Consider the following 23,491-nt stretch of genomic DNA (forward strand, 5'->3'; position numbering starts at 1 on the left):
CGAGCGTGAGGTCGAGTGGTGAGTAGCGAGTGGCCGCGTGAGCGGGCCCACCACGCGCTACTCGCCACTCGCTACTCGCCACTCGCTACTCGCCACTCGCCACTCGCTACTCGCCACTCGCTACTCGCCACTCACTTCATCACACGTTCCCCCTCCTTCAGCGCCGGCTCGTTCTTGTTGGCCAGTTGGCCGCAGGCGGCGTCGATGTCGCGTCCACGGCTGCGGCGGATGCGGGCGATGATGCCCTTCTTGTGCAGGTATTGCTGGAAGGCCTCGGCATCCTGTGCATCGGTACGGCCGAACCCGCCGGCGTCGATCGGGTTGTACTCGATGAGGTTCACCTTGGCGTGCACGTCGCTGGCATAGCGCACCAGCTCCTGGGCGTCGGCCAGGGAGTCGTTGAAGCCGCGCAGGAGGATGTACTCGAAGGTGACGGGCTGGCGCGTGGTGCGCGTGTAGTAGCGCAAAGCGTCCTTCAGCTCGGCCAGCGTGTTCTGCTCGTTGATGGGCATGATGCGATCGCGCTTCGCATCGTTGGCCGCATGCAGGCTGAGCGCCAGGTTGAACTTCGTGCCATCATCGGCCAGCTTGCGGATCATCTTGGCGATGCCCGCGGTGCTCACGGTGATGCGCTTGGCGCTCATGCCCAGGCCGTCCTCGGCGCTGATGCGCTCGGCGCTGCGCAGCGTGTTGGCGTAGTTGAGCAGGGGCTCACCCATGCCCATGTACACGATGTTGGTGAGGCCTTGCTTGTAGTACTTGTGCGCGAGCGCGTCTATCAGCGCCACCTGATCCACGATCTCGCCCGCGTCGAGGTTGCGGATGCGTTTGAGCTTGCCGGTGGCGCAGAAGCTGCACGTGAGGCTGCAACCGATCTGGCTGCTGATGCAGGCCGTCAAGCGTGTGGGCGTGGGAATGAGCACGCCTTCCACCACATGGCCGTCCCAGGTCTTGAAGGCGCATTTCACCGTGCCATCGTTGCTGCGCTGCTCTTCGGCAAGAACGAGCGGACGTAGCACCGTGCGCTCAGCCAGCGCCGCGCGGAAGGCCTTGGGCAGGTCGCTCATGTCGTCCCACGCGCGGGCCTTCTTCTTCCAGAGCCACTCCCAGAGCTGCTTGGCGCGGTAGGGCTTCTCGCCCAGCTCCGTGACGAGGGACTTGATCTCGTCGAGGGTGAGGGAGCGGATGTCGGATGGGGCGGCCACGAATCAAAGGTACCGCCCCAATTCAGGGAGCTTTCAGTTGCTCAGGTCCATCGATGTGATTAAGGTCACGTGTCACCTTCGGACAGCGCGACCAAGTATATTTGATGGATGATGAACCCACCGACGCCATCCCTTCTTTCAGCTTGCATCGCTCTGGCCTTTTCGGCGATCGCTGAAGCACAAACCACGGTCATTTCCATCAATGATGGTATTGGTGAGGACCTGTTCGTACATAGCGGGGTTGCTGTCCAGAACACGAATTTCAGTAACGTGGAGGCGTTGAACGTCTATGCTTGGACGAACGGCGGTGTGTTTGGAATTAAACGAGCTTTTCTGAGGTTCGATCTCTCGATCGTGCCTGCTGGAGCTGTGGTCACAGCGGCCCGGCTTTCCCTTTTCTTTAATCCGGATGATGCGATAGAGTCGGTCGACGAACATAGCGGGGACAATTCGTGGGTGTTGCAGCGCGTGGTCGGGTCATGGGATCCGACCATAACCACTTGGAACACTCAACCCACGGTGACCGCCCAGAACGCGGTGACCGTACCGGCGACGACATCAAGCACTCAGGATTTCGAGAATATCGATGTCACCACGCTGGTGCAGGACATGATCGTCGCAGGCGAAAGTGGCTTTCGCGTAAGCTTGGTCGACGAACAGCTCTATCGCATGCTAATCCTAGCCTCCGGAGAGGACACCGATGCGAATCGACATCCTCGATTGGAGGTCGATTACACGTTGACCTCGCTGAGCTTGGCGGAGTTTACCTCGGTCCCACCCTTCAATGCGAATTGGCAGGTCGACGGTGCACTGCGCATCGAGGTGAATGGGGCACTGCCTCCGGATACATGGCTCGAACTGGTTGATTCTTGGGGCAGGACTTTGGCCTCCACATCCATTTCGGACCGCATCACTGTCATGCGCCCTGCCAATATCACACCAGGCGCCTATACATTGGTGCTGCAGACCAAGGAGGGTCGTTCCGTCGTTCGCCTCGTGCGCGCTGATCGATCGCAGGAGTAGAGGTTTCTATCCTAGTACTGCTTCCGCCAATATCAGATCGAACGGTGTGGTCACTTTCATGTTCTGCTCCTCCCCTTCCACCAGCGCCACCTTCACGCCCAAGCGCTCCACGAGCGTGGCTTCATCGGTGAAGGCGGGATCGTAGGGCTGCTCGAAGGCCATGCGCAACAGATCGGCGTGGAAGCACTGCGGCGTTTGCACGGCCAGCAGTTTCGAGCGGTCGAGCGATCGCGAGCCCTCGGCGGTGGTCTCGCGGATGCTCGGCACCACGGGCACCACGGGGATGGCGGCGGCCTGCGCCGCGGCCGTGGCGAAACAGCGGTCGATCAGTGCGGCGCTCACGAGCGGGCGCACGCCATCATGCACCGCCACGAGCCCATCACCCTGCACCTTGGCCAGTCCGGCCTTCACGCTGTGCCAGCGCTGCTCGCCACCGGCCACCACCTCATGGGCGATGTGGAACCGGTGTCCCATGCACAGGGCCTTCCAGATGTCGAAGTGCTCCCGCGGCAGCACCACGATGAGCCGCATGGTGGGATCGTAGCGGTGGAAGGCCTCGATGGTCCACATCAGCAGCGGCCGTCCTTTCACGGTCTGGAACTGCTTGGGCACGGACCCGCCCAGGCGCTTGCCGCTGCCACCGGCCACTATGATCGTGTGCTTCTTCACCGCCACGACGCAAAGGACGCAACGAATGCGCAACGGGAGCTTCAGAATGAAGAAGCCGCAACAAAGGCGTTGCGGCTTCTTTGCGCTCGTAGCGTTGTTGCGGTGCTTCTTCCTCAGACGATGAGCATCGCGTCGCCGTAGCTCAGGAAGCGGTACTTGTCCTTCAGGGCCACCTTGTAGGCGTTCCACACATGGTCGTAGCCCCCGAAGGCGGCCACCTGCATCAGCAGGGTGCTCTCGGGCATGTGGAAGTTGGTGATCATCCGGTCGGCGATGCTGAAGTCGTAGGGCGGGAAGATGAACTTGTTGGTCCAGCCGTTGAAGGGCTTCAGGTGGTTCTGCGTGCTGACGCTGCTCTCGATGGCGCGCATGGTGGTGGTACCCACGCAGCACACCTTCTTGCGGGTGTCCTTGGCGCGGTTCACGATGTCGCAGGCCTCCTTGGTGATGATGGCCTGCTCGCTGTCCATCTTGTGCTTGGTGAGGTCCTCCACCTCCACGGGGCGGAAGGTGCCCAGGCCCACGTGCAGGGTAACGTGCGCGAAGTGGATGCCCTTGAGCTCCATGCGCTTCATCAGCTCGCGGCTGAAGTGCAGGCCGGCGGTGGGGGCGGCCACGGCGCCCTCGTGCCGGGCGAAGATGGTCTGGTACCGCTCCGCGTCGCTGGGCTCCGTGTCCCGCTTGATGTAGCGCGGCAGCGGCGTCTCGCCCATCTCGGTGATGGCCTGCTTGAACTCCTCGTAGGTGCCGTCGAACAGGAAGCGCAGCGTGCGGCCGCGGCTCGTGGTGTTGTCGATCACCTCCGCCACCAGCTCGTCGTCCTTGCCGAAGTAGAGCTTGTTGCCGATGCGGATCTTGCGCGCCGGATCCACGATCACGTCCCACAGAAGGCTGTCGCGGTTGAGCTCGCGCAGCATGAACACCTCGATCTTGGCACCGGTCTTCTCCTTGTTGCCCCACATGCGCGCGGGGAACACCTTGGTGTCGTTCAGGATGAAGGTGTCGCCCTCGTCGAAGTAGTTGAGGATGTCCTTGAACTTCTTGTGCTCGATCTTGCCGTCCTTGCGGTGAAGGACCATCAGCTTGCTGCCGTCGCGGTCCTTGGTGGGGTAGAGGGCGATCTGCTCCTTGGGTAGGTTGAACTTGAACGCGGTGAGCTTCATGGTGTTGGCGTGGCTTACGGGCCCGTCGTTGGGGGGGAAGGGGCGGCGAAGATAATGTGATCGTTAAGGAATCGTCAAAGTATCTGAAAAACAGCGGATTAGGCTGTTGATAACCCCGTTGCGCCTCTCAGCGGGGGGCGATCAGCTGGGCCAGTTCCACCGGCGGCAGGGCGTCGGCCACGTCGAGCTCGGCGATGCGGGTGCGGCGCAGGGCGCTGAGCCAGGCACCGCAGCCCAGGGCCTGCCCGATGTCGTGGGCCAGGGTGCGGATGTAGGTGCCCTTGCTCACGGTGGTGGTGAAGTGCACCTGGGGCCCTTCCATGCCCAGCAGCATCAGCTCATGCACGGTCACCCGCACGGGCTCCATCTCCACGGGACGGCCGTCGCGGGCCAGGAAGTAGGCCCGTTCGCCCTGGTGGTGCTTGGCGCTGTACATGGGTGGCCGCTGCAGCAGGTCGCCGGTGAACCGAGGCAACACCGCTTCCACTGCGGCCCGGTCGAGATGCTCCCAAGGCAGGGCCTCGCCCACCGGGGTCTCCGCGTCCTGCGAAGGGGTCACCCCCCCGAGGGTGAGCGTGCCTTCGTAGGTCTTGTCCAGGCCGGTGAGGTTGGGGAGGTCCTTGGTCCGCCTTCCGTACGCCAGCACCAGCAGCCCGCTGGCGAGCGGGTCCAGCGTGCCGGCGTGGCCCACCTTCACACGGCGGCCGGCCAGGGAGTTGAGCGCGCCGCGCAGCTTGCCCACCACATCGAAGCTGGTCCAGCCCACAGGCTTGTCCACCAGCAGCAGGCCGCCGCCCTCCAGGTCGATGGGGTCGGTGTTGGCCATGGCGTCACACCAGGTGCAGGGGGATGCCCAAGGCCATCAGCACCAGGAGCACGCCGCCCACGGCGATGCGGTACCAGCCGAAGGCGGCCAGGCCGCGCTGCTGCAGGTAGGCGATGAAGCCCTTGATGGCCAGCACGGCCACCACGAAGGCCACGGCATTGCCGATGGCGAAAAGGCGCAGGTGCTCGCCGGTGAAGGCGCCGCCGTCGTCCAGGTAGTCCCAGAGGCTTTTGGCGGTGGCGGCGAACATGGTGGGCACGGCCAGCAGGAAGCTGAACTCCGCGGCGTGCTTGCGGGTGAGGCCCTGGGCCATGCCGCCGATGAGGGTGGCCGCCGAGCGGGATACACCGGGCACCATGGCCAGGCACTGGAAACAACCGATGATCACGGCCTGTCGGTAGCTCACCGTCTGCGGCCCGGTGCCCGTGCCGCCGGGGGCCCAGCGCTCGATGAACAGGAACACCACGCCGCCGGCCAGCAGCGCCAGGGCCACCACGGTCACGTTCTCCAGCAGCGCATCGATGTGGTCCTTGAACAGCAGGCCCATGATCACGGCCGGGATGAAGCCGGCCAGGAGCTTCAGGTAGAGGTCGAAGCTCTGGAAGAAGCGCTTCCAATAGAGCACCACCACGCTGAGGATGGCGCCGAACTGGATGGCCACCGTGAAGAGCTTCACGAAGTCGTCCTGCGCGATGCCCATCAGCGTGGAGCCGATGATCATGTGGCCGGTGCTGCTCACGGGCAGGAACTCCGTGAGGCCCTCGATGATGGCCAGGACGATGGCCTCCAGGATCCCCATGCCTGCCGACTACCGCGCCGGGCGCTTCAGGATGGCGTAGAAGATGAAGAGGTAGCCGGCCAGGGCCACGAGCGGGGCCACGGTGATGCGGCGGGGGCTGAAGATGGCCTCGGGGTCGAAGGCGTTGGGGTCGCCGGTGCCGCCGCCGGCCATCAGGATGAAGCCCAGCACCACGATGCCCAGGCCGATCACCAGCAGGCGGTAGTTCACGCGGGTGAAGGGCATCTCGTTGTCGTTGTGCGCGGCCATGCGGGTCGGGGGATTCAGCTCCAGTGGATGTCCTCGGCGGACATGCGAAGGTAGCGCCGCACGGCGAACCAGGTGCTGGCCAGGGAGATCAGCAGGCCCAGCAGCAGCACGGCGGCGAAGAGCAGCGCCAGGGTGGTGGCGTCGGTGAAGGCCAGCAGGTCGGGCACCGTGCGCAGCACCAGGCGCAGGGTGAGCACCAGCAGGCCGATGGCCAGCACGGCGCTGAGCACGCCCTGCCACAGGCTCTGCCCCAGGAAGGGCCGCTGGATGAACCACCGGGTGGCGCCCACCAGGTGCATGGTGCGGATCAGGAAGCGCTGGCTGTACACCGCCAGGCGGATGGTGTTGTTGATCAAGGCCACGGCGATGATGAGGAGCAGCACGCTGAAGCCCAGCACCGCCAGGCCCAGCTTGTTCATGTTCGCCTGGATATTGCGCACCACCGCCGCGTTGTAGGCCACTTCATGCGTGCGGGGGTCGTGCTGCAGCCGTTCCACGGTCCACTGCACGCTGTCCGGATGGGCGTGCGTGGCGGCCAGCCGCAGCTCGATGCTCGCCAGCAGCGGGTTGCTGCCCAGCACGCCCAGGAAGTCCTCGCCCAGGTCCTGCTTCAGCTGCTCGGCCGCTTCGTCGGCCGTCACGTACCGCGTCTCCAGCACCCACGGCTCGGTGTCCAGCGCCTTGCGGTACTGCATCACGTCGGTCTCCTTCAGCCCGCGCTTGAGGAACACGTCCACCCGCACGTGCTCCTTGAAGTAGCGGTCCAGGGCGCGGGCGTTGAGGACCAGGAAGCCCAGCACCCCCAGCATGAAGAGCACCAGCGCGATGCCCACCACGGTGCCCACCGTGGCCGTGCGCGTGCGGCGCCGGTAGGGTCGCTCCATCGACATGGCCGCGAAGGTAGCCGCCGGGGCCGGTCCGCTACTTTCGCGGCTCGCCGCGCAACCGCACAGGCGACAGCAGCATGGCCTACGAGCACACGGACATCGAGAAGAAGTGGCAGGACGAATGGCGCAGGCGCGGCACCTACCGCGTGGCCAACGACCCCTCCAGGCCCAAGTACTACGTGCTCGACATGTTCCCCTACCCCAGCGGCGCCGGCCTGCACGTGGGGCACCCGCTCGGCTACATCGCCAGCGACATCGTGGCGCGCTACAAGCGGCATTGCGGGTTCAACGTGCTGCACCCCATGGGCTACGACAGCTTCGGCCTGCCCGCCGAGCAGTATGCCATCCAGACGGGCCAGCACCCGGCGAAGACCACCGAGGTGAACGTGGCGCGCTACCGCGAACAGCTCGACCACATCGGCTTCAGTTTCGATTGGAGCCGCGAGGTGCGCACCAGCGATCCCGCGTTCTACAGGTGGACCCAGTGGATCTTCCTGCAGCTCTTCGACAGCTGGTACGATGCCGCGCAGCAGAAGGCCCATCCCATCCGCGAGCTCATCGCCCGCTTCGAGACCAAGGGCTGCACCGGCCAGGATGCCACCGTGCTCACCGGTGATGTGGAGCGCTTCGTGGGCGGCTTCTCCGCAGCGGAATGGAAGGCCTTCGATGAACGCACCAAACAGATGGTGCTGCAGCATTTCCGCCTGGCCTACCTCAGCGACGCGTGGGTGAACTGGTGCCCGGCACTGGGCACCGTGCTCGCCAACGACGAGGTGAAGGACGGCGTGAGCGAGCGCGGCGGCCACCCCGTGGAGCGCAAGCGCATGAAGCAGTGGAGCCTGCGCATCACGGCCTATGCCCAGCGCCTGCTCGACGGGCTGGATGCGCTCGACTGGAGCGAAAGCATCAAGGAGGCCCAGCGCAACTGGATCGGCCGCAGTGAGGGTGCCACCGTGCGCTTCCCCATCGGCGAGGACTTCATCGAGGTCTTCACCACGCGCCCCGACACGCTCTTCGGCGTCACCTTCATCACCCTCGCCCCCGAGCATGTGCTGGTGGGCAAGTTCACCATGCCCGACCGCCAGGCCGAGGTGGAGGCCTACGTGAACACCGCCAAGAACCGCAGCGAGCGCGAGCGCCAGGCCGAGGTGGACAAGGTGAGCGGCGTGTTCACCGGCAGCTACGCGAAGCACCCCTTCACCGGTGCCGATGTGCCCGTGTGGGTGGGCGATTACGTGCTGGCCGGCTACGGCACTGGTGCCGTGATGGCCGTGCCCGGCGGCGACCAGCGCGACTGGCGCTTCGCGAAGCACTTCGGCCTGCCCATCATCGCGGTCACCGAGGGTGCCGATGTGGAGAAGGAGGCCGACGAACGCAAGGACGCCACCATCTGCAGCGAAGGCTTCCTCCAGGGCTTGAAAGTGCCGCAGGCCATCACCCGCGCCATCCAGGAGCTGGAGAAGCTGGGTGCCGGTGAGGGCAGGGTCAACTTCCGCCTGCGCGATGCCGCCTTCGGACGCCAGCGCTACTGGGGAGAACCGATCCCCATCTACTACCAGGATGGCATCCCGTACCCGCTGCCCGAGAGCGAGCTGCCGCTGAAGCTGCCCGAGGTGGACAAGTTCCTGCCCACCGAGGACGGCGAACCGCCACTGGCCCGCGCGGCGAACTGGAGCTACAACGGATATCCGCTGGAGACCACGACGATGCCCGGCTGGGCCGGCAGCAGCTGGTACTTCCTCCGCTACATGGACCCGAAGAACGAGGGCCGTTTTGCGTCACCCGGGGCCATCAACTACTGGCAGCAGGTGGACCTCTACGTGGGCGGCAGCGAGCACGCCACCGGCCACCTGCTCTACGTCCGCTTCTGGACCAAGTTCCTCCGCGACCGCGGCTGGATCCCCTTCGATGAGCCCGCCAAGAAGTTGGTCAACCAGGGGATGATACAGGGAGTGTCGGCACTCACTCTTTCTGTTTCGAAGGCCGAGTTCAATGCAGGTTGGGATGGATTCGACTTCCCTAGGATTTTTATCTCATCCGAGCGGAGCAAATCCTTCACAGTATCCGACCTAAGACAGGAGGTTCTGGTTCACAACGAGTATGATGAACGTGTGCCGGAGTTCACGTCGTTTCACTTATCGGGACTGAATGCTCCAATTGATTTCTTAGAGACTCAGGAGAGGATTAATCAAGAGAAGTTCCTCTCATGGAGGAAGCCGATGGAAGGCGTATTTTCCATAAGACTAGTGAGGGAAGCCGACGATTCGTTCTTGTGTCTGAGGGAACCAGAGAAAATGTCCAAGTCGAAGTTCAACGTGGTGAACCCCGACGACATCATTGAGCGCTACGGTGCGGACACGCTGCGGCTTTACGAGATGTTCCTGGGCCCCCTGGAGCAGAGCAAGCCGTGGGACACCAACGGCATCGAGGGCACCTTCCGCTTCCTGCGGAAGTTCTGGAACCTCTTCCACGGCGCTGGTGATGCGTTCGCGGTCTCCGATGACGCCCCCACCAAGCCCGAGCTGAAGATCCTGCACGCCACCTTGAAGAAAGTGACCGAGGACATCGAGAAGATGAGCTTCAACACCAGCGTCGCGCAATTCATGATCGCCGTGAACGAGCTGGGCCATGAAATGCCGCAAGCGCGCGATCTTGGAGCCGCTCACCATCGCACTCTCGCCCTTCGCGCCGCACATCGCCGAGGAACTTTGGCAGAAGCTGGGTCATGCCACCAGCGTCACCACCGCACCCTGGCCGCAGTGGAGCGCCGAGCACCTGGTGGAGGACAGCTTCAGCTACCCCATCAGCTTCAACGGCAAGACGCGCCTGCAGCTGGAATTCCCCATCGCCCTGAGCAAGGAGGAGGTGGAAGCCCAGGTGCTGGCCAACCCCGAGGTGCTGGCCAAGCTGGAGGGCAAAGCGCCGAAGAAGGTGATCGTGGTGCCCAGGCGCATCGTGAACATCGTGGTGTAGCTCAGCCACCGGCTCCAGGCCTCCAGCCCCCGCCCGCCGTCGGCAGCTGCCTGGGGGGGGGGGTTGGCTGGCGCGGGGGGGGAAAGGGGGGGGGGGGGAGGGCACCCAGCCGACCGGGGGGGGGGGGGGGGGGGGGGGGGGGGGCGGGGGGGGGGGGGGGGGGGGGGGGGGAGGGGGGGGGGGGGGGCGGGCCGGGGGGGGCGGGCCCGGGGGGCGGGGGGGGGCGGGGGGGGGGGGGGGGGGGGGGGGGGGGGGGGGGGGGACGGGCGGGGGCCCCCCCGGGGGGGGGGGGGGGGGGGGGCGTGGGGGGGGGGGGGGGCGGGGGGGGGGGGGGGGGGGGGGGGGGGGGGGGGGGGGGGGGGGGGGGGGGCCGGGGGGGGGGGGGGGGGGCGCGCGCGGGGGGCGGGGGGGGGGGCGCCGCGGGGGCCCGGGGGGGGGGGGGGGGGGGGGCGGGGCGGGGGGGGGGGGCGGGCCGCGGGGGGGGGCGCCGCCCGGGGGGGGGGGCCGCGGGGGCGGGGGGCCCGGGGCCGGGGGGCGGGGGGCGGGCGGGCCCCGGCCGGGGCGGGCCCGGGGGGGGCATGAGGTGGTCCTCTGCCCGGGGGCCCAAGGATCGTGAACATCGTGGTGTAGCCCGGCCACCAGCGGGCGGCGCATTCCGTCCCGATCGGCATCACCTTTGCGTGGTCCGCCGCATGATCCGTCACGGTCTGCTGTTCGGTCTTCTGGCCCTGGGCTTCGGTCCGGGCCGCGCGCAAGCGCCCATGCCTGTGGTGGCGATGGGCGGCGGGGCCGGGCTTCGCACTGTGGACCACAACGCCTTCCAGCCCGGCGAGAAGCTCACCTACGTGGTGCACTACGGCCTGATGGACGCCGGCGAGGCCGTGCTGGAACTGCAGGAGAGCGACCTGCGCATGGAGGGGCGTCCGCTGCTGCATGCCAAAGGTGTCGGCCGCAGCCTCGGGGCCTTCAACCTGTTCTACAAGGTGGACGACCGCTACGACACCTGGTTCGACCGCGATGGCGTGTTCCCCTGGATCTTCAAACGCAGCGTGAGCGAAGGTGGCTACGAGTTCACCCAGGACTATGTGTACCTGCAGCACAAGCAGGTGGTGACCACCCAGAAGCAACGCTCCCACGCCGTGCCCCTGCACGTGCAGGACATGCTCAGCGCCTTCTACTACGCCCGCACGCTGGACCTGTCCGTCATCACTGAAGGGCAGGAGTTCACCATCCCCTGCTTCCTGGACGATGAGCTCTGGCCGCTGCGCATGCGCTATGTGGGCCGCGAGACGATCAAGATCCGCAACGGCCGCTACCGCTGCCTGAAGTTCCAGCCCGTGGTGCAGGAGGGCCGCATCTTCGCCACCAACGACGACCTCAACGTGTGGATCACCGACGACGGCAACAGGATCCCGGTGCTGGCGCAGGCCAAGGTGCTGGTGGGCTCCATCAAGATGGAGCTGAGCGCCCACGAAGGGCTGGTGCACCCGATCGCCCAGGTGAAGTAGCTATCCCCAACGCGCCGTTGAAATGATCGGACGGGTGCGTCCGTTGCCCAAGCGGGCCATGCTGTTTCTTGCCCATCCATGAGGAGGATCCGACTGTGGGGCTCAATGACCGGCCTGTTGCTGCTGGTGCTGGGCATCGTGATGACCGTCGACCTGGCGCCGCCGGTGGAGTACGTGCCCGAGCCGGTGTCGGCCCTGGCGGAGGACACCGTTCCCGATCCTCCGAGCGCCTACGGCATCCCGCTGGACGGCTTCGTGGTGGAGCGCGGCCAGGTGCGCAGTGGCAGCACCTTCGGCGACCTGCTGGCCGCGCACGGGGTGCCGTATCCGTTGGTGGACAGCCTGGTGCGGATGGCCGAAGGCACCTTCGATGTGCGGCGCATGCGGGCCGGCCACCCCATCGCCTTCATCTTCACCGACGACGCCCACCGCCAGCTACGCTACTTCGTGTACGAGGCCGATGCCGTGGAGCAGGTGGTCTTCACCACCACCCTTCCGCTGGACGTGCATGTGCACCGCCGGCCGGTGTCCACCGCAGAGCGCGCCGTGGAGGTGAAGGTCACCGGGGCGTTGTACAATGACCTGGCGCGCGCGGGCGTGGACCCGCTGCTGAGCCTTCAGCTGGCCGAGGTCTTCGCCTGGACCGTGGACTTCTACCGCATCCAGAAGGGCGACCGCTTCACCGTGGTCTTCCTCGAGCGCCACGTGGACGGTACGCCCTACGGCGATCCGCAGGTGCTGGCGGCACGCTACAGCAGCGGTGGCCAGGAGCGCGAGGCCTTCCACTTCGCTCCGGACAGCGCGAAGGGCGGCTACTTCGACGCGGAGGGCAACAGCCTGCGCAAGGCCTTCCTGAAGGCGCCGTTGAAGTACAGCCGCATCAGCTCGGGCTTCACCAAGCGGCGCTTCCATCCGGTGCAGAAGCGCTTCAAGGCCCACCTGGGCACGGACTACGCGGCACCCTACGGCACCCCCATCCTGGCGGTGGGCGACGGCGTGGTGGAGAAAGCGGGCTACACGGCGGGCAACGGCAACTACGTGAAGCTGCGCCACAACGGCACCTACAGCACGCAGTACCTGCACATGCGCAGGATCCTGGTGCGAGCGGGTCAGCGGGTGCGCCAGGGCGAGACCATCGGCGAGGTCGGCAGCACGGGCCTGGCCACAGGGCCGCATGTGTGCTTCCGCTTCTGGAAGGACGGCCGCCAGGTGGACCACCGCCGCGAGGAGTTCCCCAGCGCCGAGCCGGTGGCGGCCGAGCACCGTGCCACCTTCCAACGCGAGCGCGACCGCCTGATGTCGGCGCTGGCCCAAGCCGGCGGCAAGGAGGTTCAGTCCGTCGTGTTCTGAGCGGCCATCCGCCGGATGGCGGCGTGGTGATGTACGTGCATGCCCGCGCCGGGATGCCGGGCGGCGTGGAGCAGCGCACCGGCCAGCACAGCGTGCGGCATCGGCTTGTAGCGGTCGGGCAGAAGCGCGGCCACTGCGGATGTGAGCGCGATACCGATGCGTTCGCCCACTCGAAGCTCCGCGCGGTGTCCAAGGAGGATCGAGGGCTGGAAGAGGTGCAGGACCGGAAGTCCAATGCACGCATCCCGGCCTCCATTTCGCCCTTCACCCGGTTGTAGAAGAAGGACGAGCCCGCATCGGCACCCACTGCGCTCACCACCCCGCACATCGGCACGCCGAGCCCACGCGCCCATCGACCGATGCCGAGCACCAGGTCATGGTCCACATGACGGAAGCGCACGCGGTCACCGCCCACCTGCCGCATGGTGGTGCCGAGAGCGATCAGCACCGCATCCACGCGCTGTGGACGCAGACCGCTGAGCAGGTCAGGGTCGCCGGTCCAGACATCGAGGCGGGGGTGGTGGGCCATGGGTTTGCGCACCAAGGCTACCACGCGGTCCCACCGGGGGTCGGCCAGGGCCTGCTCCAGCGCGGCCCGGCCCACGAGGCCAGTGGCACCGGCGATCAACAGGGAAGGCATGCCACAAAGAGAACGCAGTATTTTGTTTAATCTGTAAACACAATTATGTTTGCACCATAAACAAGACAGACCATGGAGACCCCGATGACTCCTGAACAGAGCCTGCGGCTGATCGAGAGCATGATCGGCCAGGCCAAGAAGAGCTTCAGCAAACTGAGCTTCTACTTTCTGATGTGGGGGGTGCTGTTGACCCTGGCCATGTTCGCCACTTACGTGTTGCGTGATCAGCCCAATGCCTGGGGTCAGGGGGCTCCCTGGGGCATCGCGGGGATCCTCGGGGGCATCGTGAGCGCTGTTCATGGCGCAAGGCAAGGCCGTCGCGAGCCCGTGAGCAATCCCATGGACGGCCTCATCGGCTGGCTGTGGTCCTCGTTCGTCATCACCATGATGATCATGATCGTGGTCAGCGTGCTGGAGCGACGGGATCCGGGAGCCATGATCACGCTGCTCACGGGCATCCCCACGTTCATGACGGGCCAGATCCTGCGATTCCGTCCGCTCATCATCGGAGGCATCCTGTTCTGGGTCGCCGGGATCGCCATGCACTTCAGCGGCGATCGGCTCACGCTGACCCTGCTCTATTCCGGGGCCATGGTGCTCGGTTACATCATCCCGGGCCTGATGCTCAAACGCCAGGAGGATGCCCTTCGCGCCGCTTGATCCCGTCCTTCACAACCAGTTGCGGCTGGCGGTGGTGAGCTTGCTCGTTTCCGTGGAGAGCGCGGACTTCAACTTCCTGCTGGAAAAGACCGGTGCCACGCGCGGCAACCTCAGTGTGCAGATCAGCAAGCTGAAGGAGTCCGGCTACATCCATGTGACCAAGGGCATGCGCGACAACTATCCCAACACCATGTGCCGGCTGACGCCGCATCACTGGTCCTGCTGCGCCGCAAAGGCACCTGGGCGCACCGGAGGACCGGCTACGTCTATGTCGCCAGCATGGTGGTGTTGAACGCCACCGCGTTCGGCATGTACCGGTTGTTCGGGACCTTCGGTCCGTTCCACGTGGCCGCCGTGGTGAGCGCGCTCACCATGTTCGCGGCAGCGAGCCTCCGGGTTCGGCGCACCGCTCGCCAGGTGGAGCCCACCTCGTCCCTGTATTGGTCCGTGCTCGGGCTGTATGCGGCTTTTTTCTCCGAGTTGATGGTGCGGGTGCGCATCAACGCCGCGTTCATGGTGCTGGTGTCGATCGCCACCGGGGCCACCATCTTCCTGGGGGCCCTGTTCCAGAACCGGCTTGTGCGCCGGTGGAGCGCTGAGGTCCAGGACATACGGCCCGAGTGATCGTCGGGTCGTCGACGGGCGCAACCTGTTCGTCGAAGGAGGGTATCCCGGGCGGATGACGGCCGTTCAACCGGCCATGTTCTGCCGCACGGAGCACTGGGAACGCTGCGCCACCCTGCGCGCCGCCGGATGGTGGCTGCTGATGGTGTGTGTGCTGGCGCTTGCGGCCTGCCGCAAGGAGCCCGAGGTGATCGGCGGCAACCAGGCCCCGAACTATGAAGGGGTCCCCACGGTCCTGGTGGAGAACTACGTGAACCGCCTGTTCATCGACCTGCTGGGGCGCGAGCCGCTGGACGTGGAGATGAGCGCAGAGGTGGGCGCGCTGGAGGCGGCCGGCCTGTCGATGGCCGCACGCACCGCGCTGGTGCAGAAGGTGATGACCAGCACGGCTTTTCTGGCGGACGACAGCAGCTACCGAAACAAGTTCTGCACGCGCCTCTACGAGCTGAGCAAGGCCCGCTTCCTGGAGGGGGTGAGCGACGAGGTCATCGATGGCTTCATCGGAAACGCGCAACAACAGGCCCTGGCCGATTCGCTGGGCGGCAACACCGCCGGCCTCAACGCCGCCAACACCACGCTGGGTCGACTGCTCGCGCTCAAGCGCAGCCGCACCGACCTGCGCGACGGCCTCATCGGCATCGCCGAGATGATGCGCCGCATGGTGCTGAACGCGGTGTACGACGAGATCCACATGAACAGCTTCAACTACGTGAACGCCACGTTCGACAACCTCCTGCTGCGCTACCCCACGGACGCGGAGTTCGACATCGCCTACGGCATGGTGGAGCAGAACACCGCAGGGGTGCTGTTCGGCCAGAGCGGACAGAACAAGGGCGAGTACGCCGCGTTGATGAGCGCCAGTGCCGAGGCCCGCGAAGGCCTGGTGCGATGGAGCTATGTGACGTTCATGGGCCGCTTGCCGGACACGGCCGAGACCGTGGCGGCGCTCGACGCGTTGGGCCCCACCACCGACATCGAGGACCTGCTGCTGCGGATCCTCATCACCGATGAATACGCCAACATCCAATAAACACCGAAGACCATGGAACCGAAGACCCGCACCATCGTACAAGCCGCGCTGATCGTGATGATCGTCGCAGCCATCGTGATCACGCGCCGACCGGGAGAGCGCCCCGCCTCCACCCCCGATGCGCAGGCCACGGCAATGACCCGCTGATCCGCTTCACCATGCGCCGCCCGCTTCTCCTCGTGCTCACGCTCCTGCTGGTGGCCACGGGCTGCCATAAGGAGCCCATCTACGAGCTGGATCAGGTGGACCTGCGTCCGCCCAGCCCGGACAAGGACCAGTTGAAGACCAACGAGGAGTATGCGGCCATCCTGCACGCCAACCTGTTCCAGACCGGCCTCTCGGCCAACGCGCTCTTCGAGCTGGGGCAGTGCATCGAGAGCATCGGCGACAAGGAGCTGGCGCGCGAGGTGCTGATCAGCAACTTCATGAACAAGCCGGGGGTGATCCTGCCCTCGGACACGGCGATGCGCGCCGACCTGGACGCGTTCATCACCGATACCTACCGCCGGTTCCTGGTGCGCGACCCGTCCGAGGCGGAACGCACCTGGTTCCGCAACATGATCGCTGCGGACCCCAACATCACGTCCGAGCTGGTCTACTACGCGTTCGCGCTGAGCAACGAACACCTCTACTACTGAGCCATGGACCGTCGCCGTTTCATCCGCAAGGCCGGGGCCGCTGCCGCCGCGGCGTTCGCCGCGCCGTACATCCTGCCCAGCGGCCGGTTGTTCGCGGCCAGTGGCGGGGGCATGGCCCAGCACGTGGTGCTGGTGCTCTTCGCCGGCGGCGTGCGCCAGCAGGAGAGCGTGCTGCAGCGCTACTTGGCGGACAGCCAGGGCGAACCGTACGAGGGCAATGTGCTCTACAACATGCTGTCGGGCGCACCGCCGGAGATGAAGATCGTGTACGGCACCGGGCTAGGTGGCATCAACCCCATCCCGTCCGTGCTGGGGCAATCACTGCAGCAGCAGGGCACCCTGTTCCGGGAGATGCGTGCGGTGAGCACCGGTCACTTCGGCGGGCTGAACTCGCTGCTCCAGGGCAACACGGCCGCCACGCAGGGACTGCAGCAGAAGCCGCTCAACCCCACCATCTTCGAGTACCTGCGCCGCCATGCGGGCGTGCCGGCCAGCAAGTGCTGGTTCGTGGGCAACAGCATCGGTGGAAGCGTGCCCCTGCTCAACTACAGCGAGCACCCCACCTATGGCGCACGCTACGGGGCCAACTTCTTCGCACCGAACGTCACGTTCGGTCCCTTGGGGCAGCAGTACCTCGGCGATGCCAAGGTCTACCACCCCGAGGAGCAGCTCGGTCCGGTGTACGCCATGAAGGCCTTCCTCGACAACAGCTTCGAACATGTGGTGGATGCGCCCACGGGCATCGGGAACACGGCGGCCGAGAAGGCGGACATCAAGGCCTTCATGGCCGAGATGTTCCAGCGCACGCAGAACGGCGCCATCGCCCACCCGCCGGTGCACGACAACGGCGACCTCACCACCGTGGGCTATGCCTGCGAGGTGATCCGGTGGTTCCAGCCCACGCTCACGGTGGTGAACCTCAGCGGAGTGGACGGGTGCCACAGCAACTTCACCGGCTACCTGGCCAGCCTGCACCGTGCCGACCATGCGGTGGGCCACCTGTGGAACTTCATCCAGACCCAGGTGCCGGGCATGGCGGGCAATACCACCTTGATCGCGGTGCCCGAGTGCGGGCGCAACGACGACCCCAACGCGATCAAGGACCAGAACGACTGGTTCAGCTACGACCACAGCGACGCCAACGCGCACCGGGTCTTCGGCCTGATGGCCGGTGCCGGTGTGCAGGCCGGGCTCCAGGTGGGTTCCGAGGGCTCCCCCGTGGGGCTCGTCACGGACGCGGTGCCTACGGTGGCCGAGCTGCTCGGCATCAAGAACGAGGTGCTGTCCGCCGGGCTGATCGACCCCCAGAGCATGAGCCTCTTCGACCGGATCTGAACCATGCGCGGCCTCATCATTATCCTGGTCCCAGCGCTCGCGTTCACCGCCTGTAAAAAGGAGGAGAACCCCTTCGACGCGATCGAATGGCCTGTGGAGGAGCCCGTGGCGCAGCTGCTTCCGTTGAGCAATTTCGCAGGGCTGCACCAGCGCATCTTCCGACCGACGTGCGCGGTGAGCGGCTGCCATGACGGCACCTTCGAGCCGGAGTTCCGCTCCATCGCCGGTGCGTACAACTCGCTCGTGCTGCATCCGGTGACGGCGAACGACCCGCAGCAGAGCTTCACCTACCGCGTGGTGCCGGGCGATGCCCAGGCCTCCTTTCTGCACGAGCGGCTCACCGCCTTCGTCCCGAACACCAGCGGCATCATGCCGCTGGACTTGCTACAGGACAGCGACTGGCCGGCGAACGAGCAGGCGTACATCGCGGCCATCACCGCTTGGATCGAGGGTGGCGCCCTGGACATGTACGGCCAGCCGCCCTCCGTGGGCAACCAGCGGCCGCAGGCCGTGGGTCTGAGGGCGGTGCCGGCCGGCACCACAGGCCCGGCCTACCCGCGGGCCACCGGTGTGGGGGTGCAGCCCATCGAGGTCCCTGCCGCGCCGATCGACCTGTGGTTCGCCTTTGCGGATGATGCCACCGCCCCGGCCGCGTTCACGCACAACACCTTCCGCGCCGCGCCATCGCTCGCGGCCTTCCCCACCGTGCCGGAGCAGCCGCTGCACACCGGCTCCACCTGTGCGGGAACGGACTTCAGCGGTGCCCCGGTCACCTTCACGCACCGCGCTGCGCTCGACCTCACCGGCATGAGTTCCGGCAGCACGGTGTTCGTGCGGGCCTATGTCGATGATGGCGACCATGACACGGTGACGGAGGTGCCCAACGACGGCAGCAGCAACGAAGTGGTCACCCTGTTCACCCTGCGCATCCCATGAGGTCCGTGATCGCGCTTGGGATGGTCCTGACCCTTGCAGCCTGCCGCAAGGAGGCCGCGCTGGACCCGGTGCCGGCGATCGAGCTGGTGAGTGTCGGCCCGCAGCAGGTCATGGCGTTCGATGAGCCGGTGCGGGTGCGCTTCACCTACGCCGACGGCGATGGTGATCTGGGCACCGACGATCCGGATGCGTACACCTTGTGGGTCAAGGACAGCCGGTTGGCGACAGCTGACGGTTACCACATCCCTCCACTGGCCCCCCCGGATGCGCAGGTCGCGATCCAGGGAGAACTGGAGGTGGAGCTGAGCCCGCTCTTCCTGCTGGGCAACAGCGGCCAGGAGGTGATGACCTACAGCTTCTTCGTCACCGACCGTGCAGGCAACCGCAGCAACGAGCTCAGCACCTCCGCCATCACCATCGTGGCGGACACCACACACGCACCGTGAGCCATGCGTCGCCTGCTCGCCGCGATCGCCGTCCCGGGCCTGTTGCCGCTCCACGCGCAGCTGCTGCCGGAGTTCAACATGGCGGACACCACGGTGACCCTGTGCAAGGGCATCCTGTTGGACAGTGAGGAGGGCCCGGGCGGCAACATCTACGGCAACAACGAGGATCTGGTCTTCACCATCGATGCGGGCAGCACCATCACCCTGGTGTTCGAGCCCACCTTCTGCCTGGAACAGGGGCTGGACCTCCTCACCTTCCACGACGGTCCCTCGATCACCAGCCCGCAGATCGGGCCGGCGTATTCGGGCATCGTTGCGCCGCCGCCGATCATCGCCACCAGCGGCCAGCTCACCATCCACTTCGTCAGCGACGAGAACGTGGCGTACTGCGGGTTCGAAGCGCAATGGACCAGCGTGGCCGAGCCACCCGTGCCGCCGGTGATGAGCGTGCCGGTCGCGCCGCTCTGTGCCGCCTCCGGCATCACCCTGCAGTTCAGCTACCCGATCCCGTGCGACTCCATCGATCCGGGCGCCTTCGTGGTCACCGGGTCCGGAGATCCGGCGGTCACCGGGGCCATGCCGGTCACCTGCACTGGAGGAGAGACCTCCACGGTGCTGCTCGGCATCGATCCGCCCTTCGACCGCAACTGCCCGTACACGGTGGCCTTCACGCTGGGATTGAAGGACCGCTGCGACTCGCTCTGGTACTTCACCCTGACCGCGAACACGCAGGTCACCACCTGTCCGCTCGGGGTGTTGCTGGAGGTGGCGGACGACACGCTGTGCGCAGGCACCTGCACCACCCTGTTCGCCGATGTGCAGGGCTGCCTCACGTACACGTTCAGCTGGGATCAGGGGATCACCGGGGGTGCGGGGCCCCACACGATCTGCCCCACCAGCACCACGACCTATACCGTGCAGGTCACCGAAAATGGCACCGGCCAGACGGCGACGGGCTCGGTGACGGTGCTGGTGGACGATCCACAGATCGCGGCGCTGCCGGCGACCGTGTGCCAGTCGGCCGCGCCCTTCGACCTGCAGGCCACGCCGCCTGGCGGATGGTGGAGCGGAGCCGGTGTGCTGGACAGCCTGCTGGGCACCTTCGAACCGGACACCGCCGGCCCCGGCACCCACGTGCTCACCTACACGCTTCCCGGTGGTTGCGCCGATGCCATCACCCTGGTGGTGGACAGCATGGACGCCAGCTTCACGCACGCCGCCTGCCCGGGCAGCGCGCCGTTCCAGCTGCCTGAGGCCACGCCGATGGGCGGCACCTGGAGCGGCCCGTACGTACAGCCGAACGGCCTCTTCGATCCGGCCGTCGCAGGCGCCTACCTGCTCACCTACACGGCCGGCGCGTGCAGCGATACGGTGACGGTGAACGTGGGCGACATCGTGGCGCAAACCCAACTGGACACCGTGTGCCAGAGCACCTGGCCCTTCGCGATCGCCGCGCAGCCCTTCGGCGGGCGTTGGCGCGGCCCCGGCATCGTGGACAGCATCCAGGGTGTCTTCGATCCCGATGAGGCCGGTGGTGGCGACCATGTGATCGACTACGTGCTCCACGGCTGCGATGTGCAGTTCACCATCCACGTGAAGCCGGTGGACATCGGAGGTGGCCACAGCGCATGCCCGTCCCAGGGGTTGTTCACGCTTTCCCCCGCCCCCGTTCCGCCGGGTGGCCTGTGGAGCGGCGACGGCATCGTGGACCCGGTCGCGGGCACCTATGATCCCGTTCAGGCGGGCATGGGTTGGGATGAGCTGACCTACGCGGCGCCGAACGGGTGCGTGGACACCATCGGCATCCTGGTGGGCTGGACCGAACTGAACGACGACACGCTCTTCTTCTGTGCCGGCGACGATGCGCTCGTACTGAACGAACAGAGCACCGGTCGCACCCCCTGGGATGGCATCTGGTCGGGACCCGGCATCGGCACCAACGCGGACGGCGATCCGGTCTTCGATCCGAACACGGCGGGGATCGGCGTGCATGTGCTGCACTACGATGCCAACACCTGCGGTGACACGATGCTGGCCATCGTGCACCCTGCGCAGCTGGTGCCCGATCAGTTCACGGCATGCAGTGCGGACGCACCCTTCCTGCTGGCCTCGGTGCCGCCGGGGGCGGACTGGCAGGGCACGGCGACATCCCCCTCCGGAAGCTTCGACCCGGCCGCGGCCGGCGAGGGTACGCATGTGGTGCACTTCACCACGCCGGCGGGATGTGCGGACAGCGTGACGGTCACGGTGCTCCTCTTCCAGCAGGCGTCCATCAGCGGGGTGGAGGACACCTACTGTTCCAACGATGTGCTTGTCGATGTGGCTCTTGAGCCGCCCGGTGGCGTGCTCACCGGCCTGACGGACACGCTCTTCAACCCCGCCCAGCTGGCGGACGGCACCTACACCATCGTGTACACAGTGGGCAGCGGGAACTGCCAGAGCAGCGCCAGCTTCACCTTCACCGACCATCCTGCGCTCACCACCCAGGTGGACGTGAGCACCAGCACGATCTGCGAGGACGGGGGCAGCAGCATCACGGTGAACACCAGCGGCGGCCTGCCCGGCGGCTTCATCTCCCATCAATGGAGCGATGGCCTGTTCCCGGTGCCCACGCAGAACGTGCAACCTGTTGCCACCACCACCTACATCGTGGCCACCACCGATGGCTGCAGCGATCCCGTGGTGGACAGCATCACCATCACGGTGCATCCGCCGTTCCAGGAGGCCTTCACGTTCAGTGCGATGCAGTGCTACGGAGAGGCGGGCCACGTGGCTGGGAGCGTGTCCGGCGATGGCACCTACACCTTCTCCTGGGCCACCGTTCCACCGCAGACAGGTGACAGCATCGCGCTGCCCGCCGGCACGGTGGTGAACGTGGAGGTGACGAACGACCAGACCGGGTGTGCGCATGACACGCTCATCCAGATCCCCAGCTGGCCCGCGGTCACCGCCCTGTTCAGCCCGAATCCGGATGAACCCTGTGTGCCATGGGAGCAGCGCGAGGTGACCTTCATCGACCTCAGTCTGAACGCCACGGGCGGCTATTGGGTGATCGCTGGTGATACCCTGCCGTACGCGTGGGGCACCGATCCTCAGTACGAACACGGTGTGGCGGGAACCTACAACGTGCAGCTCGTGGTGTGGAACGACGGCGGCTGCACCGACAGCCTCGGCATGGACATCTGCATCCGCGATAGCGAGGCGGTCTTCGTACCCGATGCGTTCAGCCCGAACGGCGATGGGTTGAACGACATCCTCTTCGCCCGCGCTCCGGCCGCACTGGAGCTGGAGTTCGCCGTGTATGACCGCTGGGGCGCACAGGTGTTCCGCAGTACCACCACCGATCACGGCTGGGACGGCACGGCCGACGGAGCGCTCAGTCCCAGCGGCGTATACCTCTACACGCTGCGCGCCCGACTGGACGATGGGGCGATGGAGGAGCGCACCGGAAACATCACCCTGGTCCGATGAGCCGCACCACGCACCTCGCCCTGGGCCTTGGCACCCTTTTGCTCTGCGGGGCACGCGGGAGCGCGCAGGATGTGCATTTCAGTCAGTTCTTCGATGCCCCCCTGGTGTTGAACCCGGCCGTGGCGGGCGACATCGAGGGCGATCAACGCGTGGCGCTGTTCCACCGCACCCAATGGCAGAGCGTGGGCAGCCCCTTTCGCACGCATGCGCTGAGCTATGATCTGCCTGTGTTCCGTGGGCGCATGCGCGGCCGCTATCTGGGTGTGGGCGTGCATGCCTTCAACGACCGCGCGGGCAGCACCCGGTTCGGCGACACGCAGGGCAACCTCAGCGTATCCTATGCCTTGCGCAGCGGTGAGCGCACCTTGATCGCGCTGGGGCTGCAGGGCGGCTACGGACAGCGGAGCGCCGTGCTGAACGGCATGCGCTGGGACAGCCAGTACAACGGGGCGGGCTACGACCCCTCGCTGCCCAGCGGCGAAACGGCGGCCTCGAGCACCAGCGCGTTCATCGACCTGGGGGCGGGTCTGCTCTGCCGGGGTGAGACCGTTGGCGGGTTGCAGTGGAGCTCGGGTCTGGCGGTGATGCACCTCAACCAGCCCGGCATCTCCCTCTTTGGTTCGGCGGAGGACCGCTTGTTGCGGCGCTACACGGCGCACGCGGAACTCCGCATCAGCGGTGACCGCTGGACCTGGATGCCCAAGGTGTACGTATCGCAACAGGGTGCTGCGCGCGAGGTCATCTTCGGCACCTTGATGCACCGCCGCATCGGTCAGGACTCGCGCTACACCACCGACAAGACATCCAGCGCCTTCCACCTCGGGCTGTTCTACCGCTGGAACGACGCGGTGGTGCCGATGCTGCGCTTCGAGCATCGCCGCAAGCTGGCCATCGGGCTCAGCTACGACATCAACGTGAGCCGGTTGCGCAGCAGCACGCACCTGCGCGGGGGCATGGAGATCAGCCTGCAGTGGGTGGGTGCGTTCAGCGACCAGCGGCGGGTGCTGCCCAAGGGGAGGGCGAACTAGCGCCGCTTGATGAAGACGTAGCCGCCCTTCT

The 23,491-nt window shown here is 66.3% G+C and carries 22 protein-coding genes and 1 pseudogene; 16 read left to right on the plus strand and 7 right to left on the minus strand.

The annotated features are described in order from the left end of the window. Positions 1-131: 131 nt before the first annotated feature. On the minus strand, positions 132-1,205 hold the full coding sequence (gene rlmN, locus IPJ87_15190) for a 23S rRNA (adenine(2503)-C(2))-methyltransferase RlmN (protein MBK7943195.1): 1,074 nt from the start codon (positions 1,203-1,205) through the stop codon (positions 132-134). A 108-nt stretch (positions 1,206-1,313) separates the two neighbouring features. Between rlmN and IPJ87_15195 the strand changes: the two genes are divergently transcribed. Next, positions 1,314-2,228, plus strand: coding sequence for a DNRLRE domain-containing protein (locus tag IPJ87_15195; GenBank protein ID MBK7943196.1), 915 nt, complete (start codon positions 1,314-1,316; stop codon positions 2,226-2,228). Between the two features lie 6 nt (positions 2,229-2,234). Here the strand turns inward: IPJ87_15195 and IPJ87_15200 are convergent, their stop codons facing one another. The 6 genes from IPJ87_15200 to IPJ87_15225 form a co-directional block, all read right to left on the minus strand. Next, a complete protein-coding gene (locus tag IPJ87_15200) occupies positions 2,235-2,897 on the minus strand; it encodes a 2-C-methyl-D-erythritol 4-phosphate cytidylyltransferase (protein ID MBK7943197.1) in 663 nt (220 codons plus the stop codon). Positions 2,898-3,010: 113 nt separating this feature from the next. Then, positions 3,011-4,060 carry a tRNA preQ1(34) S-adenosylmethionine ribosyltransferase-isomerase QueA gene (gene queA / locus IPJ87_15205; GenBank protein MBK7943198.1) on the minus strand — a complete coding sequence of 350 codons (1,050 nt, stop codon included), beginning with the start codon at positions 4,058-4,060 and terminating at the stop codon, positions 3,011-3,013. A gap of 127 nt (positions 4,061-4,187) precedes the next feature. Continuing rightward, entirely contained in the window at positions 4,188-4,886 is a 699-nt protein-coding gene (truB, locus tag IPJ87_15210; protein ID MBK7943199.1) for a tRNA pseudouridine(55) synthase TruB, read from the minus strand. 4 nt (positions 4,887-4,890) lie between these two features. Beyond that, on the minus strand, positions 4,891-5,685 hold the full coding sequence (locus IPJ87_15215) for an undecaprenyl-diphosphate phosphatase (GenBank protein MBK7943200.1): 795 nt from the start codon (positions 5,683-5,685) through the stop codon (positions 4,891-4,893). Positions 5,686-5,694: 9 nt separating this feature from the next. Next, the gene (locus tag IPJ87_15220; GenBank protein ID MBK7943201.1) at positions 5,695-5,934 is read right to left on the minus strand and encodes a DUF3098 domain-containing protein; all 240 of its coding nucleotides are present in this window, start codon (positions 5,932-5,934) and stop codon (positions 5,695-5,697) included. A 14-nt stretch (positions 5,935-5,948) separates the two neighbouring features. Further along, positions 5,949-6,818, minus strand: coding sequence for a cell division protein FtsX (locus IPJ87_15225; GenBank protein ID MBK7943202.1), 870 nt, complete (start codon positions 6,816-6,818; stop codon positions 5,949-5,951). 80 nt (positions 6,819-6,898) lie between these two features. Between IPJ87_15225 and IPJ87_15230 the strand changes: the two are divergent. From IPJ87_15230 to IPJ87_15300, 15 genes and pseudogenes are all read left to right on the plus strand, one after another. Next, positions 6,899-9,794, plus strand: a pseudogene (locus tag IPJ87_15230) (leucine--tRNA ligase). A gap of 692 nt (positions 9,795-10,486) precedes the next feature. After that, positions 10,487-11,302: a DUF3108 domain-containing protein gene (locus IPJ87_15235; protein MBK7943203.1), complete on the plus strand. Its 816-nt coding sequence runs from the start codon at positions 10,487-10,489 to the stop codon at positions 11,300-11,302. A 78-nt stretch (positions 11,303-11,380) separates the two neighbouring features. Then, complete coding sequence (locus IPJ87_15240; protein MBK7943204.1) at positions 11,381-12,652, plus strand: peptidoglycan DD-metalloendopeptidase family protein; 1,272 nt, start codon at positions 11,381-11,383, stop codon at positions 12,650-12,652. Between the two features lie 29 nt (positions 12,653-12,681). Beyond that, positions 12,682-12,930 carry a hypothetical protein gene (locus tag IPJ87_15245; protein MBK7943205.1) on the plus strand — a complete coding sequence of 83 codons (249 nt, stop codon included), beginning with the start codon at positions 12,682-12,684 and terminating at the stop codon, positions 12,928-12,930. Between the two features lie 98 nt (positions 12,931-13,028). Continuing rightward, complete coding sequence (locus IPJ87_15250) at positions 13,029-13,322, plus strand: hypothetical protein (GenBank protein ID MBK7943206.1); 294 nt, start codon at positions 13,029-13,031, stop codon at positions 13,320-13,322. A 42-nt stretch (positions 13,323-13,364) separates the two neighbouring features. Continuing rightward, positions 13,365-13,952 carry a hypothetical protein gene (locus IPJ87_15255; GenBank protein ID MBK7943207.1) on the plus strand — a complete coding sequence of 196 codons (588 nt, stop codon included), beginning with the start codon at positions 13,365-13,367 and terminating at the stop codon, positions 13,950-13,952. Then, positions 13,933-14,244, plus strand: a complete 312-nt coding sequence (locus IPJ87_15260; protein MBK7943208.1) for a transcriptional regulator — start codon at positions 13,933-13,935, stop codon at positions 14,242-14,244. Before IPJ87_15255 ends, IPJ87_15260 begins: the two co-directional genes overlap by 20 nt. After that, on the plus strand, positions 14,232-14,576 hold the full coding sequence (locus IPJ87_15265; protein MBK7943209.1) for a hypothetical protein: 345 nt from the start codon (positions 14,232-14,234) through the stop codon (positions 14,574-14,576). The genes IPJ87_15260 and IPJ87_15265 overlap by 13 nt, the downstream gene beginning before the upstream one ends. 76 nt (positions 14,577-14,652) lie before the next feature. Beyond that, complete coding sequence (locus IPJ87_15270) at positions 14,653-15,606, plus strand: hypothetical protein (GenBank protein ID MBK7943210.1); 954 nt, start codon at positions 14,653-14,655, stop codon at positions 15,604-15,606. Positions 15,607-15,764: 158 nt separating this feature from the next. Beyond that, positions 15,765-16,244: a hypothetical protein gene (locus IPJ87_15275; protein MBK7943211.1), complete on the plus strand. Its 480-nt coding sequence runs from the start codon at positions 15,765-15,767 to the stop codon at positions 16,242-16,244. A gap of 3 nt (positions 16,245-16,247) precedes the next feature. Continuing rightward, positions 16,248-17,579, plus strand: coding sequence for a hypothetical protein (locus IPJ87_15280; protein ID MBK7943212.1), 1,332 nt, complete (start codon positions 16,248-16,250; stop codon positions 17,577-17,579). Positions 17,580-17,582: 3 nt separating this feature from the next. Continuing rightward, positions 17,583-18,515: a hypothetical protein gene (locus tag IPJ87_15285; protein MBK7943213.1), complete on the plus strand. Its 933-nt coding sequence runs from the start codon at positions 17,583-17,585 to the stop codon at positions 18,513-18,515. A gap of 20 nt (positions 18,516-18,535) precedes the next feature. After that, positions 18,536-18,961, plus strand: coding sequence for a hypothetical protein (locus IPJ87_15290; GenBank protein ID MBK7943214.1), 426 nt, complete (start codon positions 18,536-18,538; stop codon positions 18,959-18,961). Positions 18,962-18,964: 3 nt separating this feature from the next. Then, positions 18,965-22,432, plus strand: a complete 3,468-nt coding sequence (locus tag IPJ87_15295) for a gliding motility-associated C-terminal domain-containing protein (protein MBK7943215.1) — start codon at positions 18,965-18,967, stop codon at positions 22,430-22,432. Further along, positions 22,429-23,460 carry a PorP/SprF family type IX secretion system membrane protein gene (locus IPJ87_15300; GenBank protein MBK7943216.1) on the plus strand — a complete coding sequence of 344 codons (1,032 nt, stop codon included), beginning with the start codon at positions 22,429-22,431 and terminating at the stop codon, positions 23,458-23,460. The genes IPJ87_15295 and IPJ87_15300 overlap by 4 nt, the downstream gene beginning before the upstream one ends. Positions 23,461-23,491 lie beyond the last annotated feature (31 nt).

The sequence above is a fragment of the Flavobacteriales bacterium genome (assembly GCA_016713875.1).
In the GTDB taxonomy this organism is placed as follows: domain Bacteria; phylum Bacteroidota; class Bacteroidia; order Flavobacteriales_F; family PHOS-HE28; genus PHOS-HE28.

Bases quoted from the DNA above. Each gene is read 5' to 3' on its own strand.
- IPJ87_15260 (MBK7943208.1), top strand. From the start codon at position 13,933: ATGCCCTTCGCGCCGCTTGATCCCGTCCTTCACAACCAGTTGCGGCTG.
- IPJ87_15235 (MBK7943203.1), top strand. From the start codon at position 10,487: ATGATCCGTCACGGTCTGCTGTTCGGTCTTCTGGCCCTGGGCTTCGGT.
- IPJ87_15255 (MBK7943207.1), top strand. From the start codon at position 13,365: ATGGAGACCCCGATGACTCCTGAACAGAGCCTGCGGCTGATCGAGAGC.
- IPJ87_15195 (MBK7943196.1), top strand. From the start codon at position 1,314: ATGATGAACCCACCGACGCCATCCCTTCTTTCAGCTTGCATCGCTCTG.
- IPJ87_15245 (MBK7943205.1), top strand. From the start codon at position 12,682: ATGTACGTGCATGCCCGCGCCGGGATGCCGGGCGGCGTGGAGCAGCGC.
- IPJ87_15240 (MBK7943204.1), top strand. From the start codon at position 11,381: ATGAGGAGGATCCGACTGTGGGGCTCAATGACCGGCCTGTTGCTGCTG.
- IPJ87_15285 (MBK7943213.1), top strand. From the start codon at position 17,583: ATGCGCGGCCTCATCATTATCCTGGTCCCAGCGCTCGCGTTCACCGCC.
- queA (MBK7943198.1), bottom strand. From the start codon at position 4,060: ATGAAGCTCACCGCGTTCAAGTTCAACCTACCCAAGGAGCAGATCGCC.
- IPJ87_15275 (MBK7943211.1), top strand. From the start codon at position 15,765: ATGCGCCGCCCGCTTCTCCTCGTGCTCACGCTCCTGCTGGTGGCCACG.
- IPJ87_15220 (MBK7943201.1), bottom strand. From the start codon at position 5,934: ATGGCCGCGCACAACGACAACGAGATGCCCTTCACCCGCGTGAACTAC.
- IPJ87_15270 (MBK7943210.1), top strand. From the start codon at position 14,653: ATGTTCTGCCGCACGGAGCACTGGGAACGCTGCGCCACCCTGCGCGCC.
- IPJ87_15300 (MBK7943216.1), top strand. From the start codon at position 22,429: ATGAGCCGCACCACGCACCTCGCCCTGGGCCTTGGCACCCTTTTGCTC.
- IPJ87_15295 (MBK7943215.1), top strand. From the start codon at position 18,965: ATGCGTCGCCTGCTCGCCGCGATCGCCGTCCCGGGCCTGTTGCCGCTC.
- truB (MBK7943199.1), bottom strand. From the start codon at position 4,886: ATGGCCAACACCGACCCCATCGACCTGGAGGGCGGCGGCCTGCTGCTG.
- IPJ87_15290 (MBK7943214.1), top strand. From the start codon at position 18,536: ATGGTCCTGACCCTTGCAGCCTGCCGCAAGGAGGCCGCGCTGGACCCG.
- IPJ87_15280 (MBK7943212.1), top strand. From the start codon at position 16,248: ATGGACCGTCGCCGTTTCATCCGCAAGGCCGGGGCCGCTGCCGCCGCG.
- IPJ87_15250 (MBK7943206.1), top strand. From the start codon at position 13,029: ATGGTCCACATGACGGAAGCGCACGCGGTCACCGCCCACCTGCCGCAT.
- IPJ87_15215 (MBK7943200.1), bottom strand. From the start codon at position 5,685: ATGGGGATCCTGGAGGCCATCGTCCTGGCCATCATCGAGGGCCTCACG.
- IPJ87_15265 (MBK7943209.1), top strand. From the start codon at position 14,232: ATGGTGGTGTTGAACGCCACCGCGTTCGGCATGTACCGGTTGTTCGGG.
- IPJ87_15225 (MBK7943202.1), bottom strand. From the start codon at position 6,818: ATGGAGCGACCCTACCGGCGCCGCACGCGCACGGCCACGGTGGGCACC.